Origin of the sequence: Mesorhizobium sp. M0800 (genome assembly GCF_040320095.1) — a bacterium.
Classification (GTDB): domain Bacteria; phylum Pseudomonadota; class Alphaproteobacteria; order Rhizobiales; family Rhizobiaceae; genus Mesorhizobium.
The window spans coordinates 96,693-113,089 of record NZ_JAMYOZ010000008.1; the positions used below are offsets into that span (position 1 = coordinate 96,693).

At 65.0% G+C, this 16,397-nt stretch carries 14 protein-coding genes and 1 pseudogene; 13 read left to right on the top strand and 2 right to left on the bottom strand.

Annotated features, from left to right (window positions below):
- Nucleotides 1-2 precede the first annotated feature (2 nt).
- Nucleotides 3-872, bottom strand: coding sequence for an endonuclease/exonuclease/phosphatase family protein (locus NKI18_RS12965; RefSeq protein WP_352618084.1), 870 nt, complete (start codon nucleotides 870-872; stop codon nucleotides 3-5).
- A gap of 171 nt (nucleotides 873-1,043) precedes the next feature.
- Here NKI18_RS12965 and obgE point away from each other — a divergent pair, with 171 nt between their 5' ends.
- The 5 genes from obgE (at nucleotide 1,044) to NKI18_RS12990 (ending at nucleotide 6,996) form a co-directional block, all read left to right on the top strand.
- Nucleotides 1,044-2,075 carry a GTPase ObgE gene (gene obgE / locus NKI18_RS12970; protein WP_352618081.1) on the top strand — a complete coding sequence of 344 codons (1,032 nt, stop codon included), beginning with the start codon at nucleotides 1,044-1,046 and terminating at the stop codon, nucleotides 2,073-2,075.
- Between the two features lie 2 nt (nucleotides 2,076-2,077).
- On the top strand, nucleotides 2,078-3,232 hold the full coding sequence (gene proB, locus NKI18_RS12975; protein ID WP_352618079.1) for a glutamate 5-kinase: 1,155 nt from the start codon (nucleotides 2,078-2,080) through the stop codon (nucleotides 3,230-3,232).
- A gap of 13 nt (nucleotides 3,233-3,245) precedes the next feature.
- The gene (locus NKI18_RS12980) at nucleotides 3,246-4,532 is read left to right on the top strand and encodes a glutamate-5-semialdehyde dehydrogenase (protein WP_352618076.1); all 1,287 of its coding nucleotides are present in this window, start codon (nucleotides 3,246-3,248) and stop codon (nucleotides 4,530-4,532) included.
- A 331-nt stretch (nucleotides 4,533-4,863) separates the two neighbouring features.
- Nucleotides 4,864-5,451 carry a nicotinate-nucleotide adenylyltransferase gene (locus tag NKI18_RS12985; RefSeq protein WP_031212055.1) on the top strand — a complete coding sequence of 196 codons (588 nt, stop codon included), beginning with the start codon at nucleotides 4,864-4,866 and terminating at the stop codon, nucleotides 5,449-5,451.
- A gap of 255 nt (nucleotides 5,452-5,706) precedes the next feature.
- On the top strand, nucleotides 5,707-6,996 hold the full coding sequence (locus tag NKI18_RS12990; protein WP_352618073.1) for an MFS transporter: 1,290 nt from the start codon (nucleotides 5,707-5,709) through the stop codon (nucleotides 6,994-6,996).
- 29 nt (nucleotides 6,997-7,025) lie between these two features.
- Here the strand turns inward: NKI18_RS12990 and NKI18_RS12995 are convergent, their stop codons facing one another.
- Entirely contained in the window at nucleotides 7,026-7,883 is an 858-nt protein-coding gene (locus NKI18_RS12995; RefSeq protein ID WP_352454940.1) for a mechanosensitive ion channel family protein, read from the bottom strand.
- A 239-nt stretch (nucleotides 7,884-8,122) separates the two neighbouring features.
- Between NKI18_RS12995 and rsfS the strand changes: the two genes are divergently transcribed.
- The 8 genes and pseudogenes from rsfS to NKI18_RS13035 form a co-directional block, all read left to right on the top strand.
- Entirely contained in the window at nucleotides 8,123-8,500 is a 378-nt protein-coding gene (rsfS, locus tag NKI18_RS13000; RefSeq protein WP_023678068.1) for a ribosome silencing factor, read from the top strand.
- Between the two features lie 61 nt (nucleotides 8,501-8,561).
- The gene (gene rlmH, locus NKI18_RS13005) at nucleotides 8,562-9,044 is read left to right on the top strand and encodes a 23S rRNA (pseudouridine(1915)-N(3))-methyltransferase RlmH (RefSeq protein WP_352618068.1); all 483 of its coding nucleotides are present in this window, start codon (nucleotides 8,562-8,564) and stop codon (nucleotides 9,042-9,044) included.
- Between the two features lie 151 nt (nucleotides 9,045-9,195).
- Nucleotides 9,196-10,539, top strand: coding sequence for a murein hydrolase activator EnvC family protein (locus tag NKI18_RS13010; protein WP_353019843.1), 1,344 nt, complete (start codon nucleotides 9,196-9,198; stop codon nucleotides 10,537-10,539).
- A complete protein-coding gene (locus NKI18_RS13015; protein WP_023678065.1) occupies nucleotides 10,540-11,865 on the top strand; it encodes a S41 family peptidase in 1,326 nt (441 codons plus the stop codon). It begins immediately after the preceding gene.
- Between the two features lie 203 nt (nucleotides 11,866-12,068).
- Complete coding sequence (locus NKI18_RS13020) at nucleotides 12,069-13,265, top strand: divergent polysaccharide deacetylase family protein (RefSeq protein WP_352450874.1); 1,197 nt, start codon at nucleotides 12,069-12,071, stop codon at nucleotides 13,263-13,265.
- A gap of 1 nt (nucleotide 13,266) precedes the next feature.
- Entirely contained in the window at nucleotides 13,267-13,788 is a 522-nt protein-coding gene (locus tag NKI18_RS13025; protein ID WP_352618061.1) for an RNA pyrophosphohydrolase, read from the top strand.
- Nucleotides 13,789-13,816: 28 nt separating this feature from the next.
- The gene (alr, locus tag NKI18_RS13030) at nucleotides 13,817-14,968 is read left to right on the top strand and encodes an alanine racemase (RefSeq protein ID WP_352618058.1); all 1,152 of its coding nucleotides are present in this window, start codon (nucleotides 13,817-13,819) and stop codon (nucleotides 14,966-14,968) included.
- A 117-nt stretch (nucleotides 14,969-15,085) separates the two neighbouring features.
- A pseudogene (locus NKI18_RS13035) lies at nucleotides 15,086-16,363 on the top strand (D-amino acid dehydrogenase); the annotation flags it as partial.
- Nucleotides 16,364-16,397 lie beyond the last annotated feature (34 nt).

Genomic DNA, 16,397 nt, shown 5'->3' on the forward strand with positions numbered 1-16,397 from the left:
GCTCACGTCATCTCGAGCCAGACCGGCAAGTGATCCGAACCGGCCGCTTGCCGGTCGACCCACAGGCGCCTCAGCGATTTGGCAAGCGAGGCGCTGGTGAAGATGTAGTCGATGCGCTTGTAGCGGCTGGTATCGCCCGGCCGCTTGGGGTCGACCCAGGTGACGAGATCGGCGCCGGCAGCGCCGAGGCGTGTGGCAGCATCGATGGCGAGGTCGGCGGTCACCGGCATGCCGAATTCATGGTCAGGCTGGCCGGCAAGTTCGACATGTTCCGGCGATCCGGCCAGCATGTTGAAGTCGCCCATGACGACGAAGGCTTCGGGACAAGGCAGGTCCGGCAAGCCGATCTCGGCGACGCCGGAGAGCCCGCCGCCCTCGAGCGGGTATTTCAACAGACGCTGGCGCAGAAAGCGGATCTGGCTCAGCCGTTCAACCGGGCTGCGGTGGTCGAGATGGGTGGAATAGAAGCGGATCGGACCAAGCGGCGTTTCGATCAGCGCTTCCAGCGCGCCGCGCTGGAAGTTCATCGCCTCGACACTGCGGCTGCGCGGCAAAAGGAGATTGCGCGACAGATGGATCGGCGTCCTCGACAGCACCATGTTGCCGAGCTGGAAGGTGGTCGTGATGGCGCGGCCGTTCTCCAGGCGCGAGCCGGCGTCGGCTTCGAAATTGCTGCCGTAGACGGCAAAATAGTCGGGCAGCGCCTCGCCGAGCTCGGCCACCATGTCGCGGCCGCCATTCTTCGGGTTGGCGCGGGTGACCTCCTGCAGCGCGATCACGTCGGCGCCGCGCACGGCATCGGCGATACGGCCGATATCGTACCGGCCGTCGAGACCGACGCCGTAGTGGATATTGTAAGTTACCAGCTTCATTCCGACATCTCGCGCTTGGAAAGCCGAAGATCGATTTTCGGCAAGGGTCAACCAAATGCTACGCGTCCAGAGATACGCGCGACGTTACAGTAGCAAAAACGGCCCTCGCCCTTCGACCCGCCTTGGTTTAGAGCAATCCCGCAAAGCCAATAGCAGAAACCATACAATCCGATGAAATTTCTCGATCAAGCCAAGGTCTACATCCGCTCCGGCGACGGCGGCGCCGGTTCGGTGTCGTTCCGGCGCGAAAAGTTCATCGAGTTCGGCGGTCCGGACGGCGGCGACGGTGGCCGCGGCGGCGATGTCTGGGTCGAGGCGGTCGATGGGCTGAATACGCTGATCGACTATCGCTACCAGCAGCATTTCAAGGCCAAGACCGGCACGCACGGCATGGGCCGCAATATGACCGGCGCCAAGGGTGCCGACGTGACGCTGAAAGTGCCGGCCGGAACACAGGTCTTTGCCGAGGACAATGAGACGCTGATCTGCGATCTCACGGTCGTCGGCCAGCGCTTTCTTTTGGCCAAGGGCGGCAATGGCGGTTTCGGCAACCAGCACTTCAAGACCTCGACCAACCAGGCGCCGCGCCGCGCCAATCCCGGACTGCCGGGCGAAGAGCTCAACATCTGGCTCAGGCTGAAGCTGATCGCCGATGCCGGCCTTGTCGGGCTGCCCAACGCCGGCAAGTCGACCTTCCTGGCGGCGGTCACCGCGGCCAAGCCGAAGATCGCCGACTATCCCTTCACCACGCTGCATCCGGGCCTTGGCGTGGCCCGCATCGACGGTCGCGAATTCGTCATTGCCGACATTCCCGGCCTGATCGAAGGCGCGCATGAAGGTGTCGGCATCGGCGACCGCTTCCTTGGCCATGTCGAGCGCACGCGGGTCCTTCTGCATCTTGTCTCGGCGCAGGAAGAAAATCCGGCCAATGCCTACAAGACCGTGCGTGCCGAGCTCGAAGCCTACGGCAATGGGCTGACCGACAAGGTCGAAATCGTCGCGCTTGCCCAGGTCGACATACTCGATGCCGACGCACGCAAGAAGAAGGCCGCCTCGCTGAAACGGGCGGCCGGCCGCGCGCCGATGCTGCTTTCGGCAGTCACCGGCGAAGGCGTCGAAGCGGTGTTGCGCGCGCTGATGGCTGTGGTGGCGGAGGCGCGCGAAGCTGTCGCTGCGCCGGTCGAGACGCGCTGGAACACATAGCCATGGCCGCGCAATCGCTGAAAAATTATCGGCGCATTGCCGTCAAGATCGGCTCGGCGCTGCTTGTCGACCGCACGACGGGCCTGAAGCGCGACTGGCTGGCCTCGCTGGCGGACGACATCGCCGCGCTGGCCAATGGCGGCGCCGAAATTCTCGTCGTGTCTTCCGGGGCGATTGCACTCGGCCGCACCATCCTCGGCCTCGGCAAGCGGGCGCTGAAGCTCGAGGAGAGCCAGGCTGCTGCTGCCGTCGGGCAGATCGCCTTGGCCGGCGCCTGGTCGGATGCGCTCGGCAAGAATGGCTTGAAATCGGGCCAGATCCTGCTGACGCTCGGCGACACCGAAGAGCGCCGCCGCTATCTCAACGCGCGGGCGACGATCTCGACACTGCTCAAGATGAAGGCGCTGCCGGTCATCAACGAGAACGATACGGTGGCCACCTCCGAAATCCGCTATGGCGACAACGACCGGCTGGCGGCGCGTGTCGCCACCATGATGGGCGCCGATCTTTTGGTGCTGCTCTCCGACATTGACGGGCTCTACACGGCGCCGCCGGCGCGCGACCCGCAAGCCCGGTTCATTCCGGTCGTCGACCGCATCACCCCTGACATCGAAGCGATGGCGGGTGCCGCTGCTTCGGAATTGTCGCGCGGCGGCATGCGCACCAAGCTCGACGCCGGCAAGATTGCGACCGCCGCCGGCACCGCCATGATCATCACATCAGGCACGCGGCTGTCGCCGTTGCTGGCAATCGAGCGCGGCGAGCGCGCCACCTTCTTCCGGCCGAGCGCCAATCCGGTCAAGGGCTACAAGACCTGGATCGCCGGGCAGCTCGAACCGGCCGGACGGCTGACCGTAGATGCCGGCGCCATCGGCGCGCTGCTCTCCGGCAAGTCGCTGCTGCCGGCCGGCGTCAAGCTGGTCAGCGGCAATTTTGCGCGTGGCGACACGGTGGCGATCCTGTCGCCCGAGGGCCGCGAGATAGCGCGCGGGCTGGTTGCCTATGATGCCGCCGATGCCGTAAGGATCGCTGGCCTGAAGACGACAGAGATCGAAACGGTGCTCGGCTACGAGGCGCGTTCGGCGATGATCCACCGCGACGATTTGGTGGTGAGCCATGCCGGTGGTGAGCAAGTAGTCGGTGACCAGGTTACATAGCGGAGGATGAGCCATGCTGACGCTGCATGAAAAATCCCGGGACGACACCATTACGCTGATGGCCGATATCGGCCGCCGCGCGCGTGCCGCGGCCCGACCGCTGGCCAGCGCTGCGGCCGAGCGCAAGCACGCGGCGCTGATCGGCATGGCTCAGGCGATTCTTCGGCATGAGCAGGATATCCTTGACGCCAATGCCATCGACGTCAGAAATGGCGAGGAGGCTGGCCTATCGGCAGCGTCGATGGATCGGCTGAAGCTCGATCCCGCCCGCATCCGCGCCATGGCAAACGGCATCAGTGAAATCGCCGGGTTGCGCGATCCGGTCGGCGATGTCATCGCCGCATGGGACCGGCCGAACGGTTTGCATATCGAACGGGTGCGCACACCGCTCGGCGTCGTCGGCGTCATCTATGAGAGCCGGCCGAACGTGACCGCCGATGCCGGCGCGCTCTGCCTTAAGGCGGGCAATCCGGTGATCCTGCGCGGCGGCTCGGATTCGCTCAACTCTTCCGCCGCGATCCATGCCTGCCTGGTCGAGGGGCTGAAAGCAGCCGGGCTGCCGGAGGATGCCATCCAACTGGTGCCGACTACCGATCGCGCCGCCGTCGGCGAAATGCTGAAAGGGCTTTCCGGCAATCTCGAGGTCATCATTCCGCGCGGCGGCCGCAACCTGGTCGAGCGTGTGCAGAACGAGGCGCGGGTGCCGGTCTTCGCGCATCTCGAAGGCATCTGCCATCTCTATATCGACCGGTCGGCTGATCTCGACATGGCGGTCAAGATCGCGGTCAATGCCAAGATGCGGCGCACCGGGGTGTGCGGTGCTGCCGAGACGCTGCTGGTCGACCGTGCCGCCGCCGGCACGCACTTGGTGCCGATCCTCGAGGCCCTGCGGGCGGCAGGCTGCGAGATCCATGCCGACGCCGAGGTGCTGAGGCTTTATGCCGATGCCCAGCCCGCGACCGATGCGGACTGGGTGACCGAATATCTCGATGCCATCATTGCGGTGAAGCTGGTCGACGGCATTGGCGGCGCCATCGAGCATATCGAGACGTTTTCCTCGCATCACACCGAGGCGATCATCGCCGAGGACGCCACAGCGGTCGACCGGTTCTTCAACGAGGTCGATTCGGCGATTCTTCTGCACAACGCCTCGACCCAGTTTGCCGATGGCGGCGAGTTCGGCATGGGCGCCGAGATCGGCATCGCCACCGGCAAGATGCATGCACGCGGGCCGGTCGGCGTCGAGCAGCTGACCTCGTTCAAATATCGCGTGCGCGGGTCGGGACAGGTGAGGCCTTGAATCCGTCCACAGTCCGAGCCTGAGAGGCGTGCGCCCAGCCACCCCCCTCTGTCCTGCCGGACCCGGCCCTTCGCTGTCGCTCCGGGCGTTCGTCGTTCGGAAAGCCAAGCAATTGGCTTTCCGTCCGCTACGCGGACCACGCCTCACCCCCCGCAAGGGGGGAGATTGGCTGTCATTTCTGATTTCGCCAATCGGCGGCGTTGCAAGATTTGCGCCTGCGATGAAGCTGACAATCTCCCCCCTTGAGGGGGAGATGCCCGGCGCGGCAGAGGGGGGTGCCTGACGCATGCTTGCCTTGTCCGAACATGCCATATCCTCCCGCTATCTCAAGATGCCGCATGCCGGGAAAGGCGTGGCGGTCGGGCTGTTCGGCGGTTCGTTCAACCCGCCGCATGCCGGCCATGCGCTGGTCGCCGAGATCGCACTCAGACGCCTTGCGCTCGATCAGCTGTGGTGGATGGTGACGCCCGGCAATCCGCTCAAGAATGCCGGAGACCTGGCGCCGCTGGCCGAGCGGCTGCAGCTATCCGAAAAGATCGCGAAGAACCCGAAGATCAAGGTCACCGCATTCGAGGCGGCCCACCGCGTCCGCTTCACCGCCGACACGCTGGCGCTGGTCAAGGCGCGTAACCCGGGCGTCGATTTTGTCTGGATCATGGGCGCCGACTCGCTTCGCGACTTCCACCGCTGGCAGCGCTGGCGCCGCATCGTGATGACGTTTCCGATCGCGGTGGTCGACCGGCCAGGTGCGACGCTGTCGTTCCTGTCGTCGGTGGTCGCCAAGACCTTCGACTATGCTCGCGTCGACGAGGGCGACGCACCGCGGCTAGCCCGCATGACGGCGCCGGCCTGGACCTTCATCCACGGCCCGCGTTCGTCGCTGTCGTCGAGCGCGATCCGCAAGGTGGCAAAGGGATAGGAGTCTCCTTCTCCCCTTGTTGTGGGAGAAGGTGGCCGAGCGAAGCTCGGTCGGATGAGGGGTGCTGGAATGATCGCTATCTTGAAGAACTAAACACTTAAAATCCCTCGGTCTTTTTACGCTGCATTTCTTCCAGCACCCCTCATCCGTCTCGGCGCTACGCGCCGATCCACCTTCTCCCACAAGGAGAGAAGGCAAGTCCGGTGATGTCGCTTTTGCCGCTGCCTTGACCTGCTTGATGGGCGATCCTCGGTCATGACGATTCTCGAGCGCGACCAGGACAAGAACGGTCTAGGGCAGCCGGCGCCGTCGATCGCCATTGCCAGCATCCTTTTGTCGATGGCGCTGATCGCCGTCGGCAATGGGCTGATGTTCGCCTATATCCCAGTCCGGCTCGGCGCCGAGGGCTTCGATCCGACATGGGCGGGGCTGATCGTCACCGGCCTTTCGGCTGGCGGCCTCGCCGGCTGCATCCTGACCGGGCCGCTGGTGCGGCGTGTTGGCCATGCCCGCGTGTTCATGGTGCTGTCGGCGCTGATCGTGCTGTCCAACGCCGCGGTCGGCGCCGGGCCGCACCCATTGCCATGGATCGCTGCACGGGCACTCTACGGCTTTGGCATATGCGGCCTGTTCATTGTCGCTCAGAGCTGGCTGAACGATGTCGTCGCCAACGCCATCCGCGGCCGGGTCATGGCTATCTTCTACGTTGCCTACGTCGCCGGGCTCGGCGTCGGCTACTCGACGCTGGCGTTGATCGATATCCGCGCGGCCGACGCGCCGCTGATCGGCATTGCCTTCACCGCGCTGTCGATCCTTCCCGTCGGGCTGACTCGGCTTGCGCAGCCACCGGCGCCGCAAGCGGCGTCCGTGGCGCTCGGCCGCGCCTGGCGGATCTCCCCGGTCGGAGTTGCCGGCATGCTTGCCGTCGGCGGCCTGTCGATGACGATCTCGGGTTTTGCGCCGATCCATGCCACGGCCAAGGGCTACAGCCAGGCCGACGTCGCCTTGCTGCTTTCGGCAATGCCGGTCGGCACGCTGATCCTGCAGATTCCGCTCGGCTGGATTTCCGACCGCACCGACCGGCGCTTTGTGCTGATCGCGGCGTCGGCGCTTGCCGCCGCGGCGGGCCTGTTTGCCCTCGGTTTCGACGGCGGCGCGCTGGCGGCGCTGCTCGTCATCTATGTGGTCTGGGACGGCGCCTCGGAATCGATCTACTCGCTGGCCAGCGCCCATGCCGGCGACCGCGCCGGCAAGGACGACATGGTGGCGTTGTCGAGCTCGCTTTTGTTTGCCTGGTCGCTGTCCGGCTTCGTCGTGCCCGGCATTGTGACCGGACTTTCCGCCGTCTATGGCACGCAGGCCTTCATCTATGTGGCAATCGTCATTGCCACCGCCTACTGCCTGTTCGTTCTCTGGCGCGTCGTCATGGTGCGGCCGGTGCCCGCCACCGAGACCGGCAGTTTCGCGCCGATGACGGCGCAGGCGCCGTTGCCTGTCGATCTCGCCTTCGCGCCCGAAGATCAGCGCGGGCGCAGAGAGCTTTGAGGGCCATCTGCCGGCCGTCTTAAAATGCTCTATTGCCGCGTGGCAGAGGCATCCGGCTGCGGCGCTTTCGGCGCCGGCGCCGGGATTGAAAGGCCTTCGGCATCGAACGCCTGCTTGACACGCTTGGTGAGGTCGATCTGGGCGGCGAAGAAATCGGCAGCCGCCGTCCAGTAGCGCAAGGTGATGGCGACGGTGCTGTCGCCGACAGTCGCGACAAAGGCGATCGGCGCCGGCTGCCGCCTGACGCGCCGGTCGGCGGCGGCGACACCGAGCATGGTCTTCTGCGCAAAATCGATGTCGTTCCAGGAGCCGATGCTGAGCGTGATGTCGCCGCGGCGCACACCGTTGCGGGTGAAATTGCGGACCGGCTGGTTCCACAGGGTCGAGTTGGGTGCAAGCACGTAGACGCCTTCGACCGTCCTCAGCGTTGTGGCAAACAGCCCGATCTCCTCGACGGTGCCGGATATCGCGCCGACTTCGACATATTCGCCGATGCGGAACGGCCGCAGCGCCAGGAGCATGATGCCGGCGGCAATGTTCTGCAGCGTGCCTTGCAGCGCCAGGCCGATGGCCAGGCCGGCGGCACCGATAGCGGCAATGATCGAAGCCGTCTGCACGCCGAACTGGCCGAGAACCATGATCACGACCAGTCCCAGGATGGCGTAGCGGACGACCTGCGAGAAGAAATGGCGGAGCGTTTCGTCGAAGCCGCTGATATGGCCGAGGCCGGCATAGATCGAACGCTCGGCGAGGCCGGCGACGATGTAGCCGATGACCAGCAGGATGACGGCGCCGACCGCCGAAAGCGAGTAGGAGACGATCAGCGTGCTGAGTTGCGCAAGGCCGGATTGCACGGTGAGGAGGGCGTTCTGGGGATCGATCGGCATGTCGGGATTCCGGTTCGTGGATGAGCCGATAACCGCTGCGGGGCGAGGCGGTTCCGATTTTCTGGCCCGAAAAGCCGGATATTCGGCCGTTGCCGGGCGTCTGCTTGCGAGCGGTGTCTTGAAACTGCAACCTAACTCTGCCTATCTAAGCAGTGTCACCTGATTTCAGAGGTGATTTGGTTGTTCTTGCTGCGAAAGGAAATACACTGAGAACAGCACTGCGGAAGAAGGCCGACATCGTGCCTTCGCCGGCCGGGATCAGCGTAAACGACGCCGTGTCCCGCGCCATCAAGACAGTCCTTGCCAGTCTGGAAGACTCCAAGGCCGAAAATATCGTCTCAATCGACATTCAGGGGAAATCGAGCCTCGGCGACTACATGGTCGTCGCATCGGGCCGATCGCACCGTCATGTCTCGGCTGTTGCCGATCATCTCCTCAAGGCGCTCAAGGATGCCGGGCTCGGCACGGCGCGCGTCGAGGGGCTGGCTGGCGCCGACTGGGTCCTGATCGATTCGGGCGACATCATCGTCCATGTCTTCCGTCCCGAGGTCCGCGACTTCTACAATCTCGAAAAGATGTGGCAGGCGCCCGATCTCGAGGAGGAGACCCTCCACTGAGCCGTATTCGTCTTGATGCATGTCGTTGTCCGACATGCATCAGCGGCTCTTCGAGGCAGGGATGAAGATTACGGTTCATGCCGTGGGCCGAATGAAAGCCGGCCCCGAGAAGCAGTTGGCCGACCGCTATTTCGAGCGTTTTGCCAGGAGCGGTCCTGCCGTAGGCCTCGAATTCGCCGGGATCGTCGAGATTGCCGAAGGTCGCGCGCAGACGGCCAATGAGCGCCGGCGCGAGGAAGGCCAGAAGCTGCAGACGCACTTGCAACCGGGCACGGCGCTGATGCTGCTCGATGAGCGCGGCAAGAACCTTTCCTCCGAGGATTTCGCCGGCCGCATGGGTTCGCTGCGCGATGGCGGGCGCAAGGCGCTGGTGATCGCCATTGGCGGCGCCGACGGCCATGACCAGTCACTGCGCGACCTGGCTGATCTGACGGTGTCGCTCGGCGCAATGACCTGGCCGCATCAGCTGGTCCGCGTGATGCTGGGCGAGCAGCTTTACCGGGCGGCCACGATCCTTTCCGGTCACCCCTACCATCGTTCATGAAGTCGGCTCCGTCGGCGAATTGATGCCAGCCGCCCGGATTTTTGCCCCAATGCTCGTCGACAGTTTGGGCTCATGGGGTGTGCGGATGGCGGCCGGGGCTCGAACATGGTTGATGGTTCGTTAACGAAGCCGCGCATAGAGTTAGGCTTCAATGTCTGAAGACTGGAAATCACGAACGGGCTCCTGGCGCGTGCGCTACGGCATCGCCGTGGCGACGATCGCGCTTTCGCTCGGCGTCGCGCGGGCCGAGAACACGCTCGACCTGGCGCCCGACCCGGACCAGAGCCGCGCCGAATACGAAAAAGTATCGAAAGAGATCACGCTGTCGTCCGAGCGGCTGGCCAAGCTCGCCGCCGACATAGCGGCTGTCAAGAAGGACCACGCCTCGATCACCGCGGCGCTGATCCAGTCGGCGATGACCGAGCAGAAGCTCGGCCAGGACATCGAGGACATTGGCGGCAAGCTGGAAGGGCTGAAGGCGCAGGAGCAGAAGATCCGCGCCTCACTGGCCGCCAGACGCGACGTTCTGGCCGAAGTGCTCGGCGCGCTGCAGCGCATGGGGCTCAATCCGCCGCCGGCGATCCTGGTCAAGCCGGAGGACGCATTGTCGTCGGTGCGCAGCGCCATCCTGCTCGGTGCCGTGGTGCCGGAACTGCGCCAGCAGACCGACATGTTGCTGGCCGACCTCAAGGAGCAGTCGCGGGTGACGGCCTCGATCGAGGCCGAGCGGGCGCGGCTGACGGCAGCCGTCAGCGAGCAGGCGGCGGAAAAAAAGCGGCTCGGCATGCTGCTCGAGGCCAAGCAGAAGCTCGCCGCCGATACGCAAACCGCGCTGGCCGCCGAAAAGCAGCGGTCCGCGACGCTGGCGGCCAAGGCCGGCAGCCTGAAAGAACTGATCGCCTCGCTCGAGGCCGACAGAGCCCGCAAGGCGGCGGATGCGGCCAAGGCAGCCGAGCAAAAGACGGCCGACGCCGACAAGGGCCCGGCATCGGCTGCGGCGCCGACGGAATTGGCCTCGCTGCCGGTGCCGGAGAGCAACAGGCTCACCGCTGCCGCGCCGTTTTCCGCGCTTCAAGGGCAGATCGCGCTGCCGGTCACCGGCAGGATCAAGCGGCGCTTCGGGGCCAACGACGGTAACGGCGCGGTGATGCTCGGTGACATGGTTGCGACACAATCGGGAGCCATCGTCACAGCGCCGGCGGATGGAAATGTGCTTTATGCGGGGCCTTTCCGCTCTTACGGTCAACTCTTGATCCTGAATGCGGGTGACGGCTATCATGTCGTCCTGGCGGGGATGAGCAGAATCAGCGTCGCGTCTGGCCAGTCGGTGCTCGCAGGTGAGCCGGTCGGCGCGATGGGAGAGGCCCGGGTGGCGAGCACCTCGGCATCGAAGAATGGAAATGCCACGCCGGAGCTCTATGTCGAGTTCCGCAAGGATGGAAAACCCGTCGATCCGGCCCCATGGTGGGCGGACCGTTTTTCTGGAAGGACGTGAATGATGCGGAAACTGTCGCTTCTGTTTGCCGGTGCGCTGATGGGTGCATCGGCGATGAGCCTGGTCTATGGCGCGCCCGGCTCGACAGCGAAGGCTGCGGGCTCCGAGACCTATAAGCAACTGGCGATCTTCGGCGATATCTTCGAACGGGTACGGGCGAATTATGTGACGCCGCCCGACGACAAGTCGCTGGTTGAAAATGCCATCAACGGCATGCTGTCGTCGCTCGACCCACACTCCTCCTACATGAATGCCGAAGAAGCACAGGACATGCGCGTGCAGACCAAGGGCGAATTCGGCGGCCTCGGCATCGAGGTCACCATGGAGAACGACCTGGTCAAGGTGATCACGCCGATCGACGATACGCCGGCCGCCAAGGCAGGCGTGCTCGCCGGCGACTATATCGCCAAGATCGACGGCGAGGAGGTCCGCGGCCTGACGCTCAACGACGCCGTCGAGAAGATGCGCGGGCTGGTCAATACGCCGATCAAGCTCACCATCCTGCGCCAGGGCGCCGACAAGCCGATCGAACTGACCGTCGTGCGCGATATCATCAAGGTCAAGGCGGTCAAGTTCCGGGTCGAAAACGACATCGGCTACATGAAGATCACCTCCTTTACCGAAAAGACCTATGACGACCTCGAGAATGCCATCGACACCATCAAGAAGCAGGTGCCGAACGACAAGCTCAAGGGCTACGTGCTCGACCTGCGCCTCAATCCGGGCGGTTTGCTCGACCAGGCGGTGAGCGTGTCGGATGCCTTCCTCGACCGTGGCGAGATCGTCTCGACGCGCGGCCGCGACCCGAAGGACGTCACCCGCTTCGACGCGCGGGCCGGCGACGACATCGGCGGCAAGCCGCTGATCGTGCTCGTCAATGGCGGCTCGGCCAGTGCCTCGGAAATCGTCGCCGGCGCGCTGCAGGATCTGCGCCGCGCCACGGTGGTCGGCACGCAATCCTTCGGCAAGGGTTCGGTGCAGACCATCATCCCGCTTGGCGAGAACGGGGCGCTGCGGCTGACGACGGCGCTCTATTACACGCCGTCCGGCAAGTCGATCCAGGGCAAGGGCATCACGCCCGACATCAAGGTCGACCAGCCGCTGCCGGCGGAACTGCAGGGCAGGGACCTGACGCGCGGCGAATCGGACCTCAAGGGCCATATCAAGGGCGCCGACGAAAGCACGACCGGTTCGGGCTCGGCAGCCTATGTGCCGCCGGAACCCAAGGACGATTTGCAGCTCATCTATGCCGAGCAGCTGCTGCGCGGCCAGAAGACCGATCCGGCGTTCCCGCCGAATCCGCAAAAGGCCGTGTTGAACCAGTAAGGGCAGGCAAGCCGGGCCAAACAGGTCTGGCTGCCTGAGCGAAGCGATGCGATGCTGCCGGGGCCGCGAGGCTCCGGCAGTTTGATTCGGGGGCCGCGGCCGGCATGCTGCGCGTCCAGTGAAGCAAGGGGACGCGCCGACATTTTGGATTTTGCGCCTCCGGAGAAGGTTTACTTCGGGGATGCACGCCGGGGGGTGCGGGCTTGGCTGATATCGGCAAGGACATAGAACGACCTCTCGGACAGGCGATCCGGCTGCCGCGCTCAGGCAGCGGGATCAGCGCCGGTGCGGTCGCGGCCGCGCTTGTCGTGCTGTCCGTGGTCGGCGTCTCCAGCGCCATCGCCTTGCGAGACAAGCCGTTCCGGAAGCTGCAAGAAGTAGCCGTTTCGACGCCGACGACGCCGGCGGCGGATACCGCCGCCGCGCCCGCCAAGGCGACGCCCGAAATGGCTGCGCCAAGCAACGCAAGCGGGACCAACATAAGCGGGCCGAAGACGGGCGGTCCGCAGATCATCCATGTCCAGACCGAGGGGGGCGACGCTCCACCCGAGGCGGCCATAGTCATTCGCGACCCTTCGACGATCGGCCAGAACCTCAGGATCGCGCACATTCCCGACAAGGCACTGATCGAGGCCAGCGAGACCGGTCCGCTGCCGATCCGCGCCGCCGACGGCCGGCGCCCGTTCGATGTCTATGCGCGGCCGTGGTCCGGGGCTCGCGGTGCACGCGTGGCTCTCGTCATCGGCGGGCTTGCCGTGTCGCAGACCGGCACGCAGGCAGCCATCGCCAAGCTGCCGGCGGAAGTGACGCTGGCCTTCGCGCCGCAAGGCAACAGCATCGGCCGCTGGATGCAGGTGGCGCGGCAGAGCGGCCATGAGGTCATCATGCAGGTACCGCTTGAGCCGTTCGACTATCCGAACGTCAATCCCGGCCGTAACACGCTGACCGTGGCTGCAACGCCGGACGAGAATTTGAAGAATTTACGCTGGGCGCTGTCGCGAACGACCAACTACACCGGCGTCATGAACTATATGGGCGCCCGCTTTTCGGCCGACGCGACGGCGATGGGGCCGTTGATGGCCGAGCTTGGCAAGCGTGGTCTGGCCTATGTCGACGACGGTTCGTCGGCGCGCAGCCTGGCACCCGAACTGGCGCTGAAGGACGGCGTGCCGTTCGTCGGCGGCGATACGGCGATCGATGCGGTGCAGGACCGCGGCGCCATATTGAAGAAACTGGATGGGCTGGAAGCGACGGCACGGGCGAAAGGGTTTGCCGTCGGCATCGGCTCGGCTTTCGACCTGACGGTGGATACCGTGTCTTCCTGGGTGACCGAGGCCAAGAAGCGCGGCATCGAGATCGTGCCGGTTTCGGCGGTGGCCATAGATCCGGAAAAAGGCTGAGATGGCAAAGAACAAGCTCGTTGACCCCGAGACGCTGCCCTACCGGCCCTGCGTAGGGGTGATGGTCCTCAATGAGGCCGGCCTGGTCTGGGTCGGCCGTCGCATTGCCGAGCCGGACAGCGAATTCGCTGGAACGACGCAGCTCTGGCAGATGCCGCAGGGCGGCATCGATGATGGCGAGGAGCCGCTGCCCGCGGCGGCGCGTGAACTTTACGAAGAGACCGGCATGCGCTCGGTGTCGCTGCTGGCCGAGGCGCCGCTCTGGATCAAATACGACCTGCCGGCGCATCTGGTCGGCGTCGCCTTCAAGGGACGATATCGCGGCCAGACGCAGAAATGGTTTGCCTTCCGTTTCCACGGCGACGAAAGCGAGATCGCGATCAATCCGCCGCCGGGTGGCCACAAGGCCGAGTTCGACCGGTGGGCGTGGCGGCCGATGCTGGAATTGCCGGGCCTGATCGTGCCGTTCAAGCGCAAGGTCTACGAAGACGTGGTGGCGGCGTTCCGGCACCTGGTGGCGTAGCCGCCGGCCTTCCGTTAAAACAGGTGGCATGAACGACATCTCCAGCAAATCTCTTCCGCCGATCGTCACCCTGGGCGAACCGATCAGCGAAGCCGCGGCAGGGGCGATCCTGACCATCGATCTCGGCGCCGTCCGCGAGAACTACCGGCGGCTGAAGGCGCGGCTGGGCGGCGTCCGTTGTGCTGGAGTGGTCAAGGCCGACGGCTATGGGATTGGCGCGGCGCCGGTGGCGGCGGCGCTGATGGGTGAGGGCTGTAATACTTTCTTTGTTGCGCATTTGGCCGGCGGCATCTTGCTGCGCAAGGCGCTCGGCTCAGACCCGGCCATTTATGTGCTGAACGGCATTCCGCCGGGTGCGGAAAGGGAAGCGGTTGCGGCAGGGCTTTGCACCGTACTCAACAGCGCCAGCCAACTCGCGGCATGGCGCGAGATGGCCGGGCGGGTGGGCCGTAAGTTGCCGGCCGCCCTCCAGGTCGACAGCGGCATGTCGCGGCTCGGCATGATGCCATCCGAGGTGAAGGCAGTCGCGCAGGATCCGCAGGCTTTCGACGGTGTCGAACTGACGTTCGTGATGAGCCATCTCGCCTGCGCCGATGAACCCGAGCAGCCGGCCAACGAGCGGCAGCGGCTGGAATTCGAACGGCTGCGCCGGATGCTGCCGGAAGCGCCGGCTTCCTTTGCCAATTCATCAGGCATTTTTCTCGGGCAGCGCTATCACTACGACCTCGTTCGTCCGGGTGCCGCTCTCTATGGCGTCAATCCGACGCCGGCGAAGGACAATCCGATGCTGCCGGTGGTGCGATTGCAAGCCAAGGTCATCCAGACGCGGATATTGGAGGCCGGCGCCGGTGTCGGCTACGGTCACACTTTCCACACCAAGGCTCCGCTTGCCGCGGCGACGATTTCGCTCGGCTATGGCGATGGCTGGCATCGACGCGCCGCTTCCTCCGCCTGGCTCGAAAATGTGCGGCTGCCCTTCGTCGGCCGGGTTTCGATGGATTCGATCATCCTCGACATTTCCGCATTGCCGCCCGGCAGGCTGAAGGCCGGCGACCTCGTCGAACTCATCGGACCGTCGTCGCAGACGGTGGACCAGGTAGCCGGCCAGGCCGGCACCATCGGCTATGAGGTCTTGACCAGCCTCGGCCACCGTTTCCACCGGCGCTATGTGAATGGCTAGGACGCAAGGTTGTTGTCCTCACGCATGTCTTTTCCCTAAGCATCGGCACTTGGCTGACGCCACAGAATCCGGCAGACATGAGGCGGCGATGATCCCGGTCTCGAATCCCGACGAGATGCCGCCGCGGAGAACCAAACGATGAAGATCTTCGTGCTGGGCGGCGGCGTGATCGGGGTCACCACCGCCTATTTTCTTGCCGAGGCCGGTCATCAGGTGACGGTGATCGATCGCCAGAAAGGCCCGGCGCTGGAAACCAGCTTTGCCAATGCCGGCGAGATCTCGCCCGGCTATGCCTCGCCCTGGGCCGGGCCCGGCGTTCCGCTGAAGGCCATCAAATGGCTTTTGATGAAGCACGGTCCACTGGTGGTGCGACCGGCCCTCGATCCGCATATGTGGATATGGCTGGTCAAGACGCTGCGCAATTGCACGGCTGAACGCTACGCGCTGAACAAGGCGCGCATGGTGCCGCTGGCCGAGTACAGCCGCGATACGCTGAAGGCGCTGCGCGAGGCGACCGGCATCGCCTACGACGAGCGCGCCAAGGGCACGCTGCAGCTCTTCCGAACGCAAAAGCAGCTCGACGGCGTCGGCGGCGATGTCGAGGTGCTGAAGGCCTATGGCGTCCCCTACGAGGTCCTCGACCCCGACGGCTGCATTGCGGCCGAGCCTGGGCTGGCCGGCATGCGCGAAAAATTCGTCGGTGGCCTGCGGTTGCCCGGCGACGAAACCGGCGACTGCAAGATGTTCACCGACAGGCTTGCCGAGCTTTGCGCGGCACGCGGCGTCACCTTCGAATACGACACGGAGATACGGCGCGTCGTCAAGAAGCGCGATCGCATCACCAACGTCAGCACCAGCAAGGGCTGGATGGTCGCTGATGCCTATGTGATGGCGATGGGCAGCTATTCGGCACGGTTCATGCGCATGCTGAAGCGGCCCATCCCGGTCTACCCGGTCAAGGGCTATTCGATCACCCTGCCGATCAAGGACGCCGCCGCCGCACCGGTCTCGACCGTGATGGACGAGAGCTACAAAGTAGCGATCACCCGGCTCGGCGACCGTATCCGGGTCGGCGGCACGGCGGAGATTTCCGGCTTCGACCTGCGGCTGCACGAATCGCGGCGGCGCACGCTCGAACATTCGGTCGGCGACCTGTTTCCGGGCAGCGGCGACATGCGATCGGCGACCTTCTGGTGCGGGCTGCGGCCGATGACACCGGACGGGCCGCCGCTGATCGGCCGCACCGATTTCTCCAATCTCTATCTCAACACCGGCCATGGCACACTCGGCTGGACCATGGCCTGCGGCTCGGCCAAAGTTCTGGCCGACATCATCTCCAGCCGGGTGCCCGACATCGACGTCGGCGATCTCGGGCCCGGACGATACGCTAAGTAAGACGCCCACCAGCTAAGACAGCCAGCGGCCGGCA

Bases quoted from the DNA above. Each gene is read 5' to 3' on its own strand.
- NKI18_RS13025 (WP_352618061.1), top strand. From the start codon at position 13,267: ATGGCAAAGAACAAGCTCGTTGACCCCGAGACGCTGCCCTACCGGCCC.
- NKI18_RS12985 (WP_031212055.1), top strand. From the start codon at position 4,864: ATGCCGCATGCCGGGAAAGGCGTGGCGGTCGGGCTGTTCGGCGGTTCG.
- NKI18_RS12995 (WP_352454940.1), bottom strand. From the start codon at position 7,883: ATGCCGATCGATCCCCAGAACGCCCTCCTCACCGTGCAATCCGGCCTT.
- alr (WP_352618058.1), top strand. From the start codon at position 13,817: ATGAACGACATCTCCAGCAAATCTCTTCCGCCGATCGTCACCCTGGGC.
- proB (WP_352618079.1), top strand. From the start codon at position 2,078: ATGGCCGCGCAATCGCTGAAAAATTATCGGCGCATTGCCGTCAAGATC.
- NKI18_RS13010 (WP_353019843.1), top strand. From the start codon at position 9,196: ATGTCTGAAGACTGGAAATCACGAACGGGCTCCTGGCGCGTGCGCTAC.
- NKI18_RS12990 (WP_352618073.1), top strand. From the start codon at position 5,707: ATGACGATTCTCGAGCGCGACCAGGACAAGAACGGTCTAGGGCAGCCG.
- NKI18_RS13015 (WP_023678065.1), top strand. From the start codon at position 10,540: ATGATGCGGAAACTGTCGCTTCTGTTTGCCGGTGCGCTGATGGGTGCA.
- rlmH (WP_352618068.1), top strand. From the start codon at position 8,562: ATGAAGATTACGGTTCATGCCGTGGGCCGAATGAAAGCCGGCCCCGAG.
- NKI18_RS12980 (WP_352618076.1), top strand. From the start codon at position 3,246: ATGCTGACGCTGCATGAAAAATCCCGGGACGACACCATTACGCTGATG.
- NKI18_RS12965 (WP_352618084.1), bottom strand. From the start codon at position 872: ATGAAGCTGGTAACTTACAATATCCACTACGGCGTCGGTCTCGACGGC.
- obgE (WP_352618081.1), top strand. From the start codon at position 1,044: ATGAAATTTCTCGATCAAGCCAAGGTCTACATCCGCTCCGGCGACGGC.